Below are 17,359 nucleotides of genomic sequence, written 5' to 3'. Positions count from 1 at the left end.
GTTGATAGGCTTATTATTGATAAATGCTAAACCTTTTTTTAATCACGATGGTGGGTAAAAGTATCGCTTGTGATTTGAATACCTATGTGTTGATTCAATGCTTTGTGAATCAATGCTTATGATATATAAATTAACATATGTGTGTCTATCATTAAGAGTGGTATTCCTATCACGGAGAATCGCGTATATGAAAAAAAACGGCGCACACGCGGAACAATCCGGATGTACGCCTTTATGCATATAAAAAATTGAGGGTCAAATTTTAACCAATAGTAACATGTTGAATAACTGAACCCCAGTCTGCTACAACAATATTACCACTGTTTCTTGAAAGGTCAAAAGTCAATTCAGACAATTCTCCTTCGTTTATAGACACTTTCTCCAAATTTTTGACATTTTCGGAAGAAAGAATCATTTTATCGTCTTTGTAAAGCTCTATAGTGATATCGGAAGCCGGTAAAATGGTTGTGTTGTCTGCAACAACATTTCCTTTGTCGTTCATTGTAGCCGGAATAATATATTCGATATCTTCTCCGGTCAATTCTCCGTTATGATTAAAAGAGCTTTTTGTTTTCTTTATTTTGTAATAAAAATTACCATCTCTTGAATCCAGCATTTTAATAACACCTTTAGTGATCAAAGAGACAGAAGAAACTTTACGTTCTATCTTTAATGTTTCAGAGCTAGCTTTTGTAGAAGTACTTTTCAAAGTAACCTGTCCGTAGAATAAATCTCCCGGTAAGCTTGCTGCAACGCCATTGTTTTGTTTGAGGCTTACCTGCAGGTCTGAAATAATATTGGCTTGGTTCAAAGCACTGATATTTTCGTTATCTCCTGAGAGTCCGGCCCATGCCACCACTGTGATCTGATCAGATCCGGGACATGCGATCTCTATCGGTTTAGCCTGAAGCAAATAAGTTCTGTCCACAGTCATTTGTTTGTAGAAATCTCCGCTCTGGTCAAAAATGAACAGTGTCGTCTGGTCTACATCACCTTTCACCGTGATATCTTTATTGTCCGAGTATGCTTTAAGAACCACTGAGAAAGGAACTTCTGTTTTAGAAGTAGCGTCTTTGATAACGCTGTCGTCAATGCCATACGAAGAATCACTGTCTGCAGAACAACTAGCGAAAGCTACCATAGTGATCAGTGTGCAAACAGCAACAATACAATTTGTAAAAATTCTACCCTTTTTCATGACCTTAATTTTTTATATGCTTAAAATTACCCTATACTCAGTAGAGAACATTTATCCGGTTAAGACCCTCATCAAAACCTATTGTCTCTTGCTGACATTGCAAATATAGATACAAAAATAATGTGAGTATCAAATAAAGCGATAATAAAAGTTAAAACGATCAAAATAGTTGCTGAAAATATCAAATAATACGATGTGATTCTCTCAAAACGTGTGTATGTCTCTCATATTATACCTATGGAAACAACAGGGATGAAATCTCTTTATGTTCTTATTTGATAGAAATACATAGTTTTTGTGATATGAATACGCCTGTGTGAAATTTTATGTATGGAGGTTCAGGTGTAGTGGCGATTTGCGTAAAAGATGCGAAAAAAATATGATAATCATGTCTTATTTCGTAAATAAACTGTTTCCAATGTTCTCTAAACGAAAATTTATTAGCATCTTTGCATAGATGATTATGTGCAATTATGGGAGAACACTTGATTGTTGATTGACAGTATATTCGGGAGAAAAATTATCTTAAGAACTAAAATATATATCATTATGTGTACTAGAGCTCTGTTCAGGAAATGGTTCGTCTTTCTTGTTTGCTTTGTTTTTTGCGGTCGACAGGCTTTTGCTGCAGGGGATTCTGTCAATCCTTTGGAAATAACCGTTCTTATTGTTGTCCTTATTCTTGTTCTACTATTCGTTCCTGCTGCTTTCTATTTGAGAAAGATGTATACCGGATTTACAGGTCAGTCTCAGAAAATCGTAAAGGAAAATGAGTTGCTGGCACTCAAACAAAATGAGGCGGACCGGAAATATAATGAGTTGGAAGCCGCGAAGAGAGAATTGGAAGAGCAAAAAGAAGCTGTAGAGTCAAAAGCCATCGAGCTCGAATCCCAAAAGAATGAGTTAGAATCCCAATATGATGCACTGGCGGCGGCCAATGAGGAATTAGCTAAGAAATGTGCTACCCAGGAAACAGCAATTTCCACTCTGAACAGTAATAAAAAGGATCTGGAGCAATTGCTCGTTACCAAGATAAAAGAAAGTGATGCCTTGCAGCGCGAGGTTGCCGATAAACTTTCAGAAGCCGAATCCCGATTGAAAGATGCCGAATTGATCCATGATAATTTCTTTATCGAGACAATCCATGAGATGCGTACTCCTCTTTCCCTTGTATTAGGTTCGCTGTCATTAGTCGTACAGAATAAAGACGATAGCCGTGACATGTCTACCCAGTTACTTTCGGCCTATCGTAACACATTAGCTTTGCAGGACCTTGCCGACCAGCTGATCGGGACACGCCGCGCCAACGATGTCGCCAACTATTTGCGTATAGCCCGTTATGACCTGATAGAGATATCCCGTCAGATTTGCGACCTGTTCGTCGACTGGGTGGCCATGAATAATGTCGATTTCCAGGTGAATACCCAGACCTCTATGTTATGGATCTGGCTGGATCGTCGCAAAATGGAATATGCATTACGTACATTATTATCTAATGCATTCAAAAATACATTTGTTTACGGCAAGGTTACGTTGGATATTTCGGTAGTCAGGAAAGACGGCAAAGCCTATTGCGCCATATCGGTACAGGATGAAGGGTTGAATGAAAACGAAAGTACCCGTCGTGGTTTGCGACAGGTACACGATATGACGGACGATATCGGCGGATTCTATAGTAATGAAACGACAACATCGGGTACTACCTATACATTATTAATACCGCTAGGCAAACAGCACTTGTTGGAGCGTCGTGTGGAATTTGTAGAACCGGAAGCCGACCTTGTCAAGCTGAATGATCGTCAGAAGGAAGAAATTGCAGAATTTATCCAGATCGTTCCGCAAAAAAGGACAACCGGCAAGAAAATCCTGGTCATCGACGATAGCGACCAGATCCGTTGGTTCCTGAAGCATGTCTTTGCAAAGGAGTATGAGATACTGGAGGCCCGGAATGGGGATGAAGGTTTGAGTGTCGCTTTTGCAACCAATCCCGACCTGATCCTTTGCGATGTGATGATGCCGGTTAAAGACGGTTTCCAGACCTGTAAAGAATTAAAGGCAGATCCACGAACATCCCAAACTCCGGTCGTTATGTTGACAGCAAAGGTGGAGAGCGAAGATATTATTGTGGGTCTCGAAGCGGGTGCGGACGATTATATCACCAAGCCGTTCGATATTGAAATTTTACGTAGCAAATTGAACAACTTGGTGAAGCGGCGTGAGCAATTGAAGCAATACTTTACCAAGACGCTTGCCGGAACAGTTTCGCAGGAAACAGATGAAAATGAATCGAGCATACCGAGCAATCCGTTCATGGATCTGGTAGTGAAGAATATCGAAATGCATTTGGACGATTCTACTTTTGAGGCGAAAGTGCTTGCAGACTCACTGAATATGAGTTTGCCGACGTTGTATCGTAAAATCAAGCAGTTCTCCGATTGTAGTATCCTGGAACTGACCCGTACGATTCGTCTGAAAAAGGCTGCCGAATTGATCCAAACACAGCAGTATTCGGTACAGGAAGTGGCCGAAATGGTAGGCTTTAACGATACCGCTACATTCCGTAAACGTTTCACGGAGCAATATGGTACAACGCCTTCTCAGTATGGGCAACCATAATTTTATAGATCATATATAATACTATATTAGTTAAAATGATCTGTTTTGTTTGATATCAGTGATAAAAAGTCGGAAATAATGATATTTCGGTGACCATTGAATCTTCCAGAGCTTTTGTTCTGGAAGATTTTTTATTACAATAATTAACAGAATAGGGCAGTAATACATTTCAAATAGCTTGTTTAAAAGAAATTGTCACTTCGTTTTAAACGAAATTTTTTTCATTTTAAATGAAATGGCTGTTTATTTAAGAAGAGAATTGTGTTAAATAGTGTTGATATGAAGTTTTTCGGAGATGTTTTTTGACTGGATTTATATGTTTTCGAGCAGGAATCTTTTCTGGAATGTCAGAGATGAGTGAAGAATATAAAGTGTTATAAATATCCCGGATGTGAATTTTATAGAAGAATTAGTTGTAATAAGGATGTCGTTCTTAATTCTTTGTTATGTATTTTCTTTTATGCCTGTCAATTTGATACTATTGAAGTTCTGGAGAATGTCCTGAAATGTGTCCGTCTCGTCCCGGTTCTCGAATAGTTGTCTTACGAGGTGGTTAAAATAGCATTTTGATAATCGGCAAATCGCTTGGTTGTTCGCTAACCGATCGATATGAGCTGCCGTTTACCGGAGGGCGACGGTAACCGGTAGCTTATGTAAATGACATTCAGATGTCCTTGTTATTTTTGTTTTTTACCGTTTATGGCTTCCAGCAAATATTTTCCAGGTTTGAATTTAACGGTTGTCCTTGCCTTGATCTCAACCGGATCACCGGTTTTGGGGTTACGTGCCATTCTGGTTGATTGTGATCTGGGAGTCAATGTCCCGAAGCCTACAATAACGATTTCTTCCTTCTGGCACATCTTTTCTGTAACTATCTCCATGTAGGATTCCAGCACTTTCTTCGTTTTTTGCTTGTTCAATCCGGATTTCTCCGCTAATGCTACAATGAGCTCTGCTCTGTTCATAGGTATTTTGTTTTAATGATTAATAATTCTGCAAAGCTAATGAAAACAAGCCGTATAATTAAAATGTTTGGATTATTTCTTTTATAGGAATGTATCTCTGTCTTTTGTCATCTATATAAATAGTTCCTCCAAATATCTTTTTTATCCATTGACAAAATTAATATGTTTCACTTCTTGTCAGATTTGAGCTATCCACCCATCAAAGTGACTTAGTCATAACAGGTTCTTTGATAACTGATAGCTGATGGATGGATATATTTGCTTTTCTAGTTCGACCGGAAAATCCAACAGCCAATTGTTACTTGTCAACTGAAACAGGGTTCACCTTTTTCTAATGAAGCGATTTAATTCAGATCAACAGGTCTTTTTATGTGGAAGTATTTTTCTATAAAATGAGCATAGAATCCCCATAAAGATATTTTTACCCCTTTTTTGAGAGTATTACAATTATTGAAAATCGTATCGAAAGACCCCTTGAAAAACATTTAGAGTTTTACCTCTATTTATTGACACTGATACCTATTTAGATTTTAGGGGGGCCACTATACCTTTGCAATGTCATCAGGAAGTAAATTATCGTATAGGGTAAAAGTGATAATCCTCTCATGGCTTAAATTAGATTTATTAAACGTATTATATAACTTATAAATTAGAAGAATATGAAAGTAAGAAATTTATTATTCGGTACAATGATCGCATGTGCGTTTGTTGCTTGTTCAAATGATGACGATCCTATTTCAGGTGGTGGAGAAAATAATGGTGATGGAAAAACTTATGTTGAAGTTAATGCAAAATCAGCTATAACAAAAGCTGCAGCAGATGAAGCTATAACATCTCTGACTTTGATTGTGGCTGATAATTCAGGAAAGATTGAAGCTATTGCTGATAATGCTAGTGAAAAAGGTAATGGTTCTCTATCTCGTAAGGCTAGTGTTACACCGGGGCAAAAGAAAGTGATTATGCTTGCTAATGTAACTGTTGCAGAATCTTATATAGGTAAGAATTTATCAGCAGTTGCTGCTTTAACAAATGACATCACTTCTGAAACAGATGGTAATCTGTCAATGAACTCTGTTGTTTATGATATTATAGTGAAAGCTAATGCTACGACTTATTTAGGATATTCTGGTACGACTTCTGCTAGTGAAGTTTATTTAACAGATGCTCCTAATGATGGAGTCAAATTGTATCGTAATGTTGCTAAAGTTGTTCTTAATACGATTAAAGTAACAGAAGAATTAGGTGCAGGTAATAGTCAATATCCAAATGCTAAATTGGATGTAAAAAGTGTATATATTGCTAATGCAAAGAATAAGACATCTTTACTTCCAGTTGATTTTTCAGAATGGGGCGAAACTCAAGTTTCTTCGGATTTCTCTTGGCTTGCAGGACTTTCTACTATAGTAGAGTCAGGTGAGGGGATTAAATTCAAAGTGGAAGAGGTCCAAAATGCTACAGGTGCCTATTTGGCTGCTTATGATAATAAATCAATTTCTGCAACTGGAGAGACTACTACTTTTGATAAATCATTTTATGTATATGAGAACTTAAATACATCTGCATCGAATGCAGCAGCTAAAACTTTGTTGGTTATCAAAGGTGATTTCTCTTATGATGCTTGGGATGCTACAGCAGAGAAGGTATCACGTGTAACTGAGAGCGATAGATATTATACAATTGCTATAGGCCGTACTGGTTTTGAACAAGGTTTCTCACTTCCTGATAACTTTAAAACTCTTCGTGGCGGAGCAGAAGGTGTCAATGGCGCTGCTGTAAATAATGCTTTTGATGTGCTGCGTAACTTGCAGTATAATATTTCTTTGACAGTAAAAGGTATGGGTTATAAAACACCTGGAGGCGAAAGTGATAAGCAGGTATTAGACGTACAGGTTCAAGTTGTACCATTTGGTTATGTTAATCAAGATGTAGAGATTGAATAATCCCAATAAATTGAAATAAACTAAGGCCTTCGGTAAATACCGAAGGCTTTTTTTCTTTCTGGTAGTATCGTTTGATAAGGGGATTGGGTAAGATATATTTATATCGAGTGTTTTACAAGGGATTTAATCACATAAACCTATGCAAAACTATCATTTTTAAGTGTGATAGTTTTGTCTATTAATATAGAGAGAACCACCTATTCGAATGTTGGGGTAGAGAACTTATTTTTGTATTGTCAATAAAGAAAAAACGAAAAAATCTATAAATATGAAGTTCTATAGTTCTTTTTTAACAATTTTATCTGTATTCATTTTGTGCACATCATGTTCTGAGCATGATGTCATTGATGATAATACAGAACCGGAAATCGTGTATGATGCTACATTCTCATTGGCTGTCAACCGAAATGAAGAGGTTAAATCGAAAGCTGCTGACAATAAGGCTTTGACTATTATGAATAATAATCCTAATTTTATTGGAAAATTGGCTTTAGCAGTTTTTCAAAATGATAAATTGGTAGCTTTTAAAGAGGAAAAAGATGCGGAGAATGGGGTTTATAAAATAGAAGAGGTAGAAGTTCCATCTGGAAATGTAAAGGTGGTCCTTCTAGCAAATGTGAATGTAGACATTGAATATCAGAAAAAAGGAACAGAGCTTTCTAAGTATCAGGAAATGTCTGTTCATTTGGAAAATGAGATAAACGGCTCTTTGTCTATGAGCAGCGGATTTCTGAATTATAGTTTTAGTCCGGGGCATAATTATATCGGTTATTCTGATAGCCGTGGAGAAATATCAGTAGATCATGACGGTACTCTGATTGTCGGGTCTGAATTAGCTGGTGAAAAGATAAAGATGATAAGAAATGTATCTCGCGTTTCAATTAATGTATTGTATTTGAAGCCTAAAAAAGAGTATGAAGGAGTCGATAAGGTAACTTTCCAAATAAAGGATTTTTTTGCGGCTAATGTAAAAAGTGAATCTAAATTGATACTGGATAAGAACGGTTCTGTTGAAATGGATAAAACAGGTTCTGATTTTTGGTGGTGTGGTAATTTTCATGATGCAATGGGAGCTTTAAAGACAGAAGAAGCGTCGAAGGTTGATATGTTGAATTATGATGTTACTAACCCCCCTGCTAATTTTGATGAGATGAATGAGCATTATCCATTTTTGAATAATGATATAGTTGTATGTTATGGTAATATATTTGGTCGTGATGAAAAGAATAATATGATAATTTCTAAAATGATTACTTATGATCCAGCTGTAGATTATACAAATATAGGATATCCTCATATAGAAGCATATGGGCCAACGATTCCTTTGGGTACCTATTTTCATATTTACGAAAATAAAGATTTAGGAAATAATCGTACGCTTTTTGTCGTGAAAGGTGATTATACTTATTATTCAGAAGAAGGACAAAAGAAAGTTTGGAAGGATAGATATTATACTGTAATTGTGAATAAGGATAATTTGGGTAAAGCGGATCATGAATATATAAAACATAACTATATATATGATATAAACTTGACTATTGCCGGACCAGGTTCTGAAACACCTTATGATCCTCAAAGTTCAGCCGATATTTCGGTTAAGATCAATGTGAAAGATTGGGATGTAGTAGATCAAAATGCATCTTTGGAATAAAGACAAATCATATAGGGTAAACAAAAATTAATTTATTATGAAACATATATTATCTACAAAACAATTTTTGGGGCTGTTTTTATCAGCAATTTTTATGCTGTCAACCAGCTGTATCAAAGACGACTTGGACGAATGTTCAAACCTGACCTTGAAAGTCGTGAACTATAAGAATGACGATATCACACCGTCCGGTGTTGTGAAGGATGTGTCGTTATATGTATTTGACGAGAATAAAACATTGTTGGAGACTGTTCAGTTAGATAAAGATTTTATAGTGAATAGGAAGGATATTGTTTTGAACTATCCGGAGGGAAAAAAGCTGACCTTAGTAGCTTATGGTAACTTATCCGGCGGAAATCAGATTGTGAAAGCCGGTACAAAAGCGGAAGAGCTGTTTGTTTCTGTAAAAACCGGCAGTGATGGACTGGCTTCGTCTCCTGACTCTATTTTTTATGGAAATAAAGTTGTTGAAACATACGGAGCCGGTGGGTATGTCGGAGGTAATCAGGAAATTGTGATCCAGCCGCGAACAGGTACTCTTACTATGCAGACGGTCAATTTGTCGAAGGCTCCTAAAAGACGTGGCTTGCTGAAGTCGGATGAAGGAGAAACCTATCAGTTTCAGGTGGATCGTACGGTTGAGAGTCTAAATTATAATGGAGAGGAAGCCGGTGATACGGTTTATTATAAACCGGACGGAGTCCTGATGAACCAGGAATGGGTCACTCCTGAAAAAACGAATATGTATGACAACAAGAATTTGGAAGGAACGATCTATTATAATGGTGCGGTGCTGCAAAGTGTGAGCGTTGGAACCTATGCTGACGGAACTGTCGGTCCTATTACCGTCCAGCCACAGCAAAACACCCTTGTTCAATTTGAATGGGATGAAAACGGCGCTTTTTTAGGTGCTAAAATTAAAGTAACTCCCTGGGGAGTCGTTGATGACGATATTGACTGGTAACCGGTTGTATGAATATGAATAAAATAAATATAAGAATATGAAATTGAAAAGCATATTACTCTCAACACTGGCAGTGCTTATATGTACCGCTTGCTCTAATGATGAAAATACTTCCTGGAAAGATAAGCCGGATGCTTCCTTGAATATATCAGTAAAGGCAGCCGGGGCAGCAACGAAAGCTTTTCATCCCAACGATGAGAATGAGTTGAGTGGCGAAGCCAAAGTAAATTCATTGGCAGTCCTTGTCTTTGATGAAGGTGGTACGGAGTTGATCGGTTACGGATGGCAGAATACTTCCCCGGCAGAAGGCGAAGCCTCTATTATAAATATCCAGACGAAGGCGGTAAAATCGCAAATCGTTATAATCTCGAATATATCGGAGACAGCTCTTTCCGATGTGGCCAACTATAGCGAACTGGAAACCCGCTTGGCAAAACTGAATGACCAGTCGCAAAACAGCCTGACTATGAGTAGCCAGGTTATTTCGACTGAAAAATCTCTTGTTGCAGGTGATAACTATTTGGGATATACTTCCATGGGAACAGAAAATATCAACGGCATAAGTCAGCCGTTGGAAATTACTCGTCTGGTTGCACGCCTCGACCTGGTGGATGCGAAAACTAAATTTACGAAAGAATTCCTGCGTAACCGTTCGGTGAAAATAGAAGAAGTACGTATTCTCAATCAAAATACAGCTTCACATTATTTTAGCCGTGAGTACTGGGGGGCGGTGATGGCTACCGGAAATCTTAGTAGCAGCGAACCGACGACATTAAATCGGGTTATCTCGAATGATACCGGATTCGATGATACCCCATATATACATTATGTAATGGAAAACGATGCTACCGAGGCTCCAACTACCTTGCAGGTAAAGGCTACCTTATCAGCTACGGATATTTATCCGGCACAAACCAGAATATTTACAGCTGTGATTAATAAGAATGGGTTAGAAAGTCATTATAATCATAATTTTATCAAAAGGAATTATGTTTATAAACTTCATATTTCTTTTGGGGACAATAGTTTTGAAGAGGAAGAAATCCCTGAACCACAAGATACTGTTTTGGATGTTCAGGTAGAAGTTGTAAGCTGGGGGCCTGTATCCCAGGATGTCGAAATATAATAGAGTTTAGAGGACAAAAGCAATAAAAAATTACGATTATGAAACTGAGAAATTTATTTTTAGCCTCTTTGGCTGTATGTACAATGGCTTCTTGCTCAAAAGACGATAATGTCCCTTCTGAACCACAGGAGATGGATGCATATCTGTCTATCGCGGCTACTTCAGCCCTGACGACCAGAGCGTCTGAGGAAGGTACTTCGGAAAAAGGAGAATTGAAGGAACGAGTTGTAAATTCCTTAACTGCTTATGTGTTTACAAATGATGATGCAAACAAATATGTAATTCATAAAACGGTAAACGCTTCTGATACTGATGCTATTACGGAAATGGTTGGTGAGAATGAATCTCTTACTGCCATACAAGGTATTCATGTAAAGGTTGAAGCTCCGAAAGCAACAGGAGGAGTTTCTGCTACCTCTTTTAAAGTGGTATTGTTAGCAAACGTGAATCCGGGTGCTGTTGCAGATTTGAAAGCATTGAAGGCAAAAGAAATTGATGATATCAAAGGCTTTACAACTATCGGTGGACATTTTTTACCAATGCATAGTGATAAGGATGGATTAGTTGTAACAGGATTAAAGCCTTATGATAAAGCAGCAACAGATCCAAAACATCTTCAGAATTGGTATAAAGTAGGAGGATGTGTTGAGCAGATAGCATCCGATGCTGCGACAACCATACCTGCCGGTGCTGGAGAATTTTTATTGTATCGTTCCATTACACGCGTTCAGATTGAAAGTCTGGTAACTGCTTTTACCGGTCAATATGCGAAAGCAACCTTTAATGTTCAGTCGATTTATCTGGCAAATGTTCGTAAGACAGCAACAGTGATGGGAGAAGAAAACAGCGGTGCTGCATATTATAGAGGTGCTCCGGAAAGTTTTGATGTTATTCAAAAGCTAATTGATTCAGATGCGACTGTTGAATCATCTTATTTGAAAGTCTATGATAACCCCCTTTCATTAACTTCTGTTGAAACAGAAGCTACAGCAATCGGATTTTCCAAATATATTTATGCAAATAAGCAAACCTCTGCATATCAAACTCGTTTGATTCTTGAGGGGGATATTGTTGTGGATGGAGCTGCGACAAAGCATAAATATTTTCATATCCCATTAGCCGATGAAAATGGAGAAAATGTTGTAAGCAACAAAATCTATAAAATTACAGCTACAATTACAGGTGAAGGAAACGATAATCCGGATGAAATTCAGGATAATGCTTGCATTAACTTTAAAATCAAAGTTGAAAACTGGAAAGTTGTTAATCAAAATGAAGATGATGTGAATTGATTTGAATTATGAATAAAAGGAAGGGCTGGAGTAGTACAATCTATTCTAGCCCTTTCTTTTATCTCACATGACTGTTTTGTGGGCTTTAAAAGGCATTCCTATCGTTACAAAAGGGTATCTCTATCAATCTTGTCTTCTGGTACATTTACCCCTTAAAGATGAAATTCGCGCCTATCTTCCTATACTTATATATGATCTACTTTTGTACCATAAGTTGAACGAAAAAATACTTAAGTTATGAAACTAAAAAATATATTATCGGGTGTAGTTTTTTTAATAATGATGATTTCCTGTTCTATGGAAGATGAAGTTGTATTGAACGATATAGATAAAGAAATACAGAATAACGTAGAAGCATATGCTTATTTTGATTTGAATCTGGTTGGAAAGGGAAGTATGACGAAAGCGGCGAATAGTGAAGATGAAGCTCCGATTGCAGAAGAAAGTTCTGTGAATAATTGCTATTTGGCGATTTTTAATACTGACTCCAAACTATTGTTGAATTCTTTTTATTATGTGAATGGAACGATAAAATCGGTAGAGGGCGAAGAACCGATTTATGCCCTGGATTCGCATTTCCAAATGAAAGTATCCAAAGTAGAGAATGAACGTCCAAATCTTACTTTTGTAGCAATTGCTAATATAAATTATGATAATCAATCAGTAGATCAGGGTGTTAGTAGCTTGGCGACTCTGAAAGCTTGTGATACGTATGATAAATTGATGGCTGCAACAATTTATGAAAATCCGACAGTCTTAGTGAAAAAAGGGGAAATCTCTATTACCAAGAGTCAGTACGAAACCTCATCTTTAGTTTCTGAGCATGATAGCTATTGTACAAAAGTAATTATCCCGGTATATCAACGTTCTGCAGCTGTTGAACTATCTTCTTTTATTGTTCGGAGAACAAAATCAGATGGAGCATATGAAACTTTGTCTACAACTGATGTGAAATTCAATTTGTATAATGTGAATTTACGCACGAAGGTAAAAACGGCTAGCGATGATATCGATTCAATAGAGGAAACTGTTTATAATGCTTCTGATTCGGATAAACGTCTGTATACATATGAAAATATGACAGATAAAAAAACATATATGAAAGTCTCTTATACATTAAATGGAAATAGGGAAACAACAAGAGCTTTATATATTAAAACTCCGGTGAATGGACAAAATGTGGAAGAAGTTTTAGCTAATCATCTTTATAAGTTAACAGTTACAGTAACTAATGGAACAGTAAATGTTGGTATAAAATGTTATACAAAGGACTGGAATTATACGAATGATGCTGATCATAACTTTGAATTCATATATAAAGATTAATAGGGTAATTAAATAAAAATACTGGATTATGAAATTGAGAATAAATGTATTAACATTGATGTTAGGTCTGTTGGGAGGATTATTTTCTTGCTCTCAAGAAGAACTACAGGAGATTCCTGATGATGAGCTAATCTGTGATGTTTCCTTGGTATTATCCATGGGAGACATACAAACAAAAGCGGTTACCAATTATACCTATGCTACGGAGGAAGAACTTACAATTGGAAATTGTCATGTGGCCGTTTTTGAAGTAGATATGAATAATAAACCGACAAATCGTATTCATTTTCAGAATTTCTCTGGTTCTACTGATATGGGGACCTTGACTGATCAGATTATTGGTGATTTATCCGGATATAAATTAACATTGGACAATGTACGTACTTTTGGAAAGGAACCTAAAAAGGTGAGAGTCTTGATTGTTGCAAATGCAGATAATTCAATATTCACAAATTGGACTACTTATGGTCAATATGTTTCCGGCACTTTAAAGACCTCTGTTTTCAATGCATCGGCTTTAGTAAAAGTAGGTATATCAGATGTTACTACTTTGACTTATGGGCAAACCAATAGGGATACTAATATATATGTTAGTTTGAACCAATTGAGCGCAAAGATAATATATGAGGGAGTTTATAATGAAGAGGGGGATAAAGAGGAGAGTTTTTCACTTGCTGAAGTATCTGGTATTAATATGCAATCTCAGGTATCTATCTTTAATACAAGCCAAGTGGAAAATACAGCTTATACCCCAGGAAGTGTTAGTAATACGAATACATTTTATACTTATGAAACTTTAAGTGAAGTAAATAATATCGTATTATCAGTAAATAAAAAAGGAGTTTCAAAAGCACAGGAATATAAATTTGCAGCAAATAAATTTATAAAAGGTAATTTGTACAAAATAAAAGGTAACTATATACCATTGATAAGTTTTTCTATTACGTGGGTTGTAGAAGATATGGGAAGACAGCCAGTAACTATTCCGGATTTTGAATAAATGTTAGTTATGTTTAATCTTTAAATAGAAATAAAAATGAAACAATATATATATTTATTACTAACCTTGAGTATTTTTTTCTTTAACTCGTGTACAGATGAAGCTATGGAAAAAAATAGTACAAAGGTGGTAGAAGGTATTCCTGTACAGGTTAGTTTATCTTTTACGCGTGAGGATATAGTTAAAGTTACTACCAGATCTGCATTGTCAGAAGCTGATGAAAATAAAGTGTACGATGTTCGTGTCTTTATATTTGATAAAAATGAGAAATTAGAATACACTGAAATATTTCAGTATGAGGATGGCAATACGGCTAAATCAGGGATTGTTACTATACCTAACGGGGAAATAACAACAGGTCAGAAATATATTTATGCTATTGCTAATTCTCAAAATGGAGTAGGATCTTTCTCAAAAGAATTGACAAACATAAAAAAAGTCAGTGATTTGAAGGAGTTAGTGTCTACGTTGAATGAGAAAACAGACCAACGACTAGGAGGACATTTATTAATGAGCGGAGCCTATTTGGAAAAGGGAGCTGATATTAGCTCTTCTGTGGAAGGTAGTTGTATCATATCGAGAGATGTAGATGGTAAAACACTTGGTGGAGAAATAAAATTGAGTCATGTGGATTCAAGAATTACCTTTAATGTTGGAGTGAAAGAGAATTCAAAAATTACATTTGTTCCAAAAACTTGGCGCGTAGTGAATATTCCTAAGCAAAGTTATGTCGCTCAGTCTGTTTCGGATTGTGTTACGACTTATTTTAATACAGAACCTAAAACATTTGATAATTCAACGATTGTTGATACTCAATATAAGGGAGGAACTTTCTCTTTTTATATGTATGAAAATAGAAAAGAAGCATTGCAGACTCCTACTGACTATAATGATCGGGAAAGACAACGAAAAGAAGATGGTTTAAACAAAGAGTTCATATATGCAGATCCTTATGCTACCTATGTTATTTTGACTGGGGATTATTCAGATGGAGCCAATATTAGCGCAAGTGTGCAATATACTATTCATTTAGGGTTTGTAAATGATAACCCTTCTGATTTCTTTAGTTTACGTAATACGATTTATACTTATAAGGTAACAGTTGTTGGAGTTCACAATATTATTGTAGAAGTTGAAAGTTCTCAACCAGATAAGAAATTTGAAGAAAATCAACCTGGTGCAGAAGGTTCTGTTGTAGTGGCAGAGCAATCCATCTCTGTAGATGCACATTATGAGGCTAAAAATGTAGTTTTTAAAAAGAAAGATTTGAGTAATCTTTCAGTATTTGTATCAACTGAATTTAATAAGGATGGTAAATATGCTATTGATGCTACAACAGGGGAGGTTACATCTGTAAATTTTACAGATTTTAAATGGGTGAAGTTTGTAAAAAGAACAAAATCAGGATTAGCAAAATATCCTGGTGATACGGAAAATGTAACTACAGATAGTAAAGGGGTGCCAACAAATGATGATGGTAATCATTTTTTAACCATAGATCAGGTACTCAAACAACTTTATAATAATAAAAAAGAATCATCAGCTGATTATTGGCAAGGATATGGAGATAATATGTCTGTTACATATACCGCCTTTATTGATGAATATTATTATAAGGACAAAGACTGGAAAGAGTTTGTGAATGTTGATAATCGGAAAATGCATATTCTTTGTAATACACAATTTAGTTATGATAAACAAAGCGATCTTACGACTGCCAATATCATGATTAGTCAGCGTTCTATTAAAACAGTATATAATAAAAATATAACTGGATATTCAACAGCTTGGGGAATAGAGACGGTAGATGAAACCAAAGGAATGCCGATGAAGGGTGGTGATACTCGAACGGGTAAAAATGGTCGTTATAATACATTTAAAATGTTAGGTTTTTCAAAAGAAGAGGGTAATGCTTCTTGGGAAACATATATTAATTGGACATCCGAAAGTGTCAATAAATTGAATAAAAAAAATTATAAACGAGCTGAATATGCTTGCTTACAACGAAATAGAGATTTGAATGGGAATGGAAAAATTGATGCAAATGAGATACGCTGGTATTTACCTTCTACCACTCAATATACAGGACTATGGTTAGGAAAGGATGCCCTTTATCCGGAAGCAAGATTGTTCCAGAAAAATCCTACGCTTATAACACAAAATACTCAAAACGGTGGAGATGGTGGGTCTAATGATGATTTTAGATCTAATAATCACTTTATTTCAAGTAATGGTGTACGATTTTGGGCAGAAGAGGGGGCTGCGACTGGAAATACAGAATATGATGTAACTAAGACAAAGTTTAATTTTCGTTGTGCTAGAAATTTAGAGAAAAAAGGATTTGAATCATATGGAGTTCCTAAAGAGAATGACAATGTTGATGATTATGTACAGCCTGATGTAAACAATAAAGGTTATGTTACAAAAATAGATTTAACTCGTTTAGATCCTCTTGCTCTCAGAAGTTCGAAGGAAATGAATTTGTCTGGTAGTCCAGAGCACACAGGGGCGGATTTTAATCGTCCATATAGAAAATTTGAAGTTCTTATTCTCCCCAAAAATGATAATGGTAAATGTCCTACAGGCTATCGTAAACCGAATCAGAGAGAATTGTCATTGATTGCCGGATATTCAACAGCTGAGATTCCCTCAACAGCATCGTGTACTTATTCAGATTTAACATACAAAGAAAATAAGTATTATATTACGGCTTGGAAAAATTCGATAAATATTGTGACGTTATCGGGTAGTAAAAACAGTGATGTTCTACGTTGTGTTAAGGATATAGATTAACTTAGATTGCAATGATAAGTTGTTAGCCGAGTAAAATATTAAATTTGCTCGGCTAATTTTGTATATGTATATATATGTCTGCAATATCTTGTGCTTTAATAAATTTATCTCGCTGTGTCTTTCTGCACTATTGATAAAGCCAAAGCTGCTAAGTCCGTTTTCAGTCCTTTGCTGGTAGGCATAGTCAATTATTCTGCTTTTTACGATCTCGCCGCGTAGTAAAAATGGAAACAGAGGGTCTGATTGGTACGATCATATCTTGGAATTTTTATGCTATTATCAATAAAAAGTTCCCGAATAGTCCCGTATCCTTCCATAGGGATCCTTGCCCCCCTGAGCTGTATCCTACCTTTGCAACATAATCAAAAAACAAAGATTTAACGGAGTTCGAATAAAAATAGTTACAAATAGAAGAATATGAGGTCTTAAACCTACTTATTCCTATTTAAACCCTCTTATTCCCTGCTAAACCTATCTATTCCGATTCT

At 36.1% G+C, this 17,359-nt stretch carries 11 protein-coding genes; 9 read left to right on the top strand and 2 right to left on the bottom strand.

The window, feature by feature from the left end:
* Nucleotides 1-262: 262 nt before the first annotated feature.
* On the bottom strand, nucleotides 263-1,198 hold the full coding sequence (locus tag DWX23_RS05360) for a FimB/Mfa2 family fimbrial subunit (RefSeq protein WP_122373708.1): 936 nt from the start codon (nucleotides 1,196-1,198) through the stop codon (nucleotides 263-265).
* 549 nt (nucleotides 1,199-1,747) lie between these two features.
* On the opposite strand from DWX23_RS05360, the gene DWX23_RS05355 reads away from it, so the two are divergent.
* Nucleotides 1,748-3,814, top strand: a complete 2,067-nt coding sequence (locus DWX23_RS05355) for a response regulator (RefSeq protein ID WP_122373707.1) — start codon at nucleotides 1,748-1,750, stop codon at nucleotides 3,812-3,814.
* Nucleotides 3,815-4,491: 677 nt separating this feature from the next.
* Here the strand turns inward: DWX23_RS05355 and DWX23_RS05350 are convergent.
* Nucleotides 4,492-4,779, bottom strand: coding sequence for an HU family DNA-binding protein (locus DWX23_RS05350; RefSeq protein WP_122373706.1), 288 nt, complete (start codon nucleotides 4,777-4,779; stop codon nucleotides 4,492-4,494).
* Between the two features lie 659 nt (nucleotides 4,780-5,438).
* Here DWX23_RS05350 and DWX23_RS05345 point away from each other — a divergent pair.
* The 8 genes from DWX23_RS05345 (at nucleotide 5,439) to DWX23_RS05310 (ending at nucleotide 16,871) form a co-directional block, all read left to right on the top strand.
* Nucleotides 5,439-6,719 carry a fimbrial protein gene (locus DWX23_RS05345; protein WP_122373705.1) on the top strand — a complete coding sequence of 427 codons (1,281 nt, stop codon included), beginning with the start codon at nucleotides 5,439-5,441 and terminating at the stop codon, nucleotides 6,717-6,719.
* A gap of 268 nt (nucleotides 6,720-6,987) precedes the next feature.
* Nucleotides 6,988-8,370: a fimbrial protein gene (locus DWX23_RS05340; protein ID WP_122373704.1), complete on the top strand. Its 1,383-nt coding sequence runs from the start codon at nucleotides 6,988-6,990 to the stop codon at nucleotides 8,368-8,370.
* A gap of 37 nt (nucleotides 8,371-8,407) precedes the next feature.
* A complete protein-coding gene (locus DWX23_RS05335) occupies nucleotides 8,408-9,334 on the top strand; it encodes a FimB/Mfa2 family fimbrial subunit (protein WP_122373703.1) in 927 nt (308 codons plus the stop codon).
* Nucleotides 9,335-9,371: 37 nt separating this feature from the next.
* Nucleotides 9,372-10,460, top strand: coding sequence for a fimbrial protein (locus DWX23_RS05330; RefSeq protein WP_122373702.1), 1,089 nt, complete (start codon nucleotides 9,372-9,374; stop codon nucleotides 10,458-10,460).
* Nucleotides 10,461-10,498: 38 nt separating this feature from the next.
* Nucleotides 10,499-11,752, top strand: a complete 1,254-nt coding sequence (locus DWX23_RS05325) for a fimbrial protein (protein WP_122373701.1) — start codon at nucleotides 10,499-10,501, stop codon at nucleotides 11,750-11,752.
* A 237-nt stretch (nucleotides 11,753-11,989) separates the two neighbouring features.
* Nucleotides 11,990-13,078, top strand: a complete 1,089-nt coding sequence (locus DWX23_RS05320) for a hypothetical protein (RefSeq protein ID WP_122373700.1) — start codon at nucleotides 11,990-11,992, stop codon at nucleotides 13,076-13,078.
* A gap of 28 nt (nucleotides 13,079-13,106) precedes the next feature.
* Nucleotides 13,107-14,078, top strand: coding sequence for a hypothetical protein (locus DWX23_RS05315; RefSeq protein WP_122373699.1), 972 nt, complete (start codon nucleotides 13,107-13,109; stop codon nucleotides 14,076-14,078).
* A gap of 36 nt (nucleotides 14,079-14,114) precedes the next feature.
* Nucleotides 14,115-16,871, top strand: a complete 2,757-nt coding sequence (locus DWX23_RS05310; RefSeq protein ID WP_122373698.1) for a fimbrial protein — start codon at nucleotides 14,115-14,117, stop codon at nucleotides 16,869-16,871.
* Nucleotides 16,872-17,359 lie beyond the last annotated feature (488 nt).

It is taken from the genome of Parabacteroides sp. AF18-52 (genome assembly GCF_003479145.1).
GTDB classification, from domain to species: domain Bacteria; phylum Bacteroidota; class Bacteroidia; order Bacteroidales; family Tannerellaceae; genus Parabacteroides; species Parabacteroides faecis.
This window is presented reverse-complemented; position numbering and strand designations above follow the sequence as displayed.

What these genes read in the sequence shown, in the direction of transcription:
- DWX23_RS05360 (WP_122373708.1), bottom strand. Translation starts at nt 1,198, where the DNA reads ATGAAAAAGGGTAGAATTTTTACAAATTGTATTGTTGCTGTTTGCACA.
- DWX23_RS05355 (WP_122373707.1), top strand. Translation starts at nt 1,748, where the DNA reads ATGTGTACTAGAGCTCTGTTCAGGAAATGGTTCGTCTTTCTTGTTTGC.
- DWX23_RS05350 (WP_122373706.1), bottom strand. Translation starts at nt 4,779, where the DNA reads ATGAACAGAGCAGAGCTCATTGTAGCATTAGCGGAGAAATCCGGATTG.
- DWX23_RS05345 (WP_122373705.1), top strand. Translation starts at nt 5,439, where the DNA reads ATGAAAGTAAGAAATTTATTATTCGGTACAATGATCGCATGTGCGTTT.
- DWX23_RS05340 (WP_122373704.1), top strand. Translation starts at nt 6,988, where the DNA reads ATGAAGTTCTATAGTTCTTTTTTAACAATTTTATCTGTATTCATTTTG.
- DWX23_RS05335 (WP_122373703.1), top strand. Translation starts at nt 8,408, where the DNA reads ATGAAACATATATTATCTACAAAACAATTTTTGGGGCTGTTTTTATCA.
- DWX23_RS05330 (WP_122373702.1), top strand. Translation starts at nt 9,372, where the DNA reads ATGAAATTGAAAAGCATATTACTCTCAACACTGGCAGTGCTTATATGT.
- DWX23_RS05325 (WP_122373701.1), top strand. Translation starts at nt 10,499, where the DNA reads ATGAAACTGAGAAATTTATTTTTAGCCTCTTTGGCTGTATGTACAATG.
- DWX23_RS05320 (WP_122373700.1), top strand. Translation starts at nt 11,990, where the DNA reads ATGAAACTAAAAAATATATTATCGGGTGTAGTTTTTTTAATAATGATG.
- DWX23_RS05315 (WP_122373699.1), top strand. Translation starts at nt 13,107, where the DNA reads ATGAAATTGAGAATAAATGTATTAACATTGATGTTAGGTCTGTTGGGA.
- DWX23_RS05310 (WP_122373698.1), top strand. Translation starts at nt 14,115, where the DNA reads ATGAAACAATATATATATTTATTACTAACCTTGAGTATTTTTTTCTTT.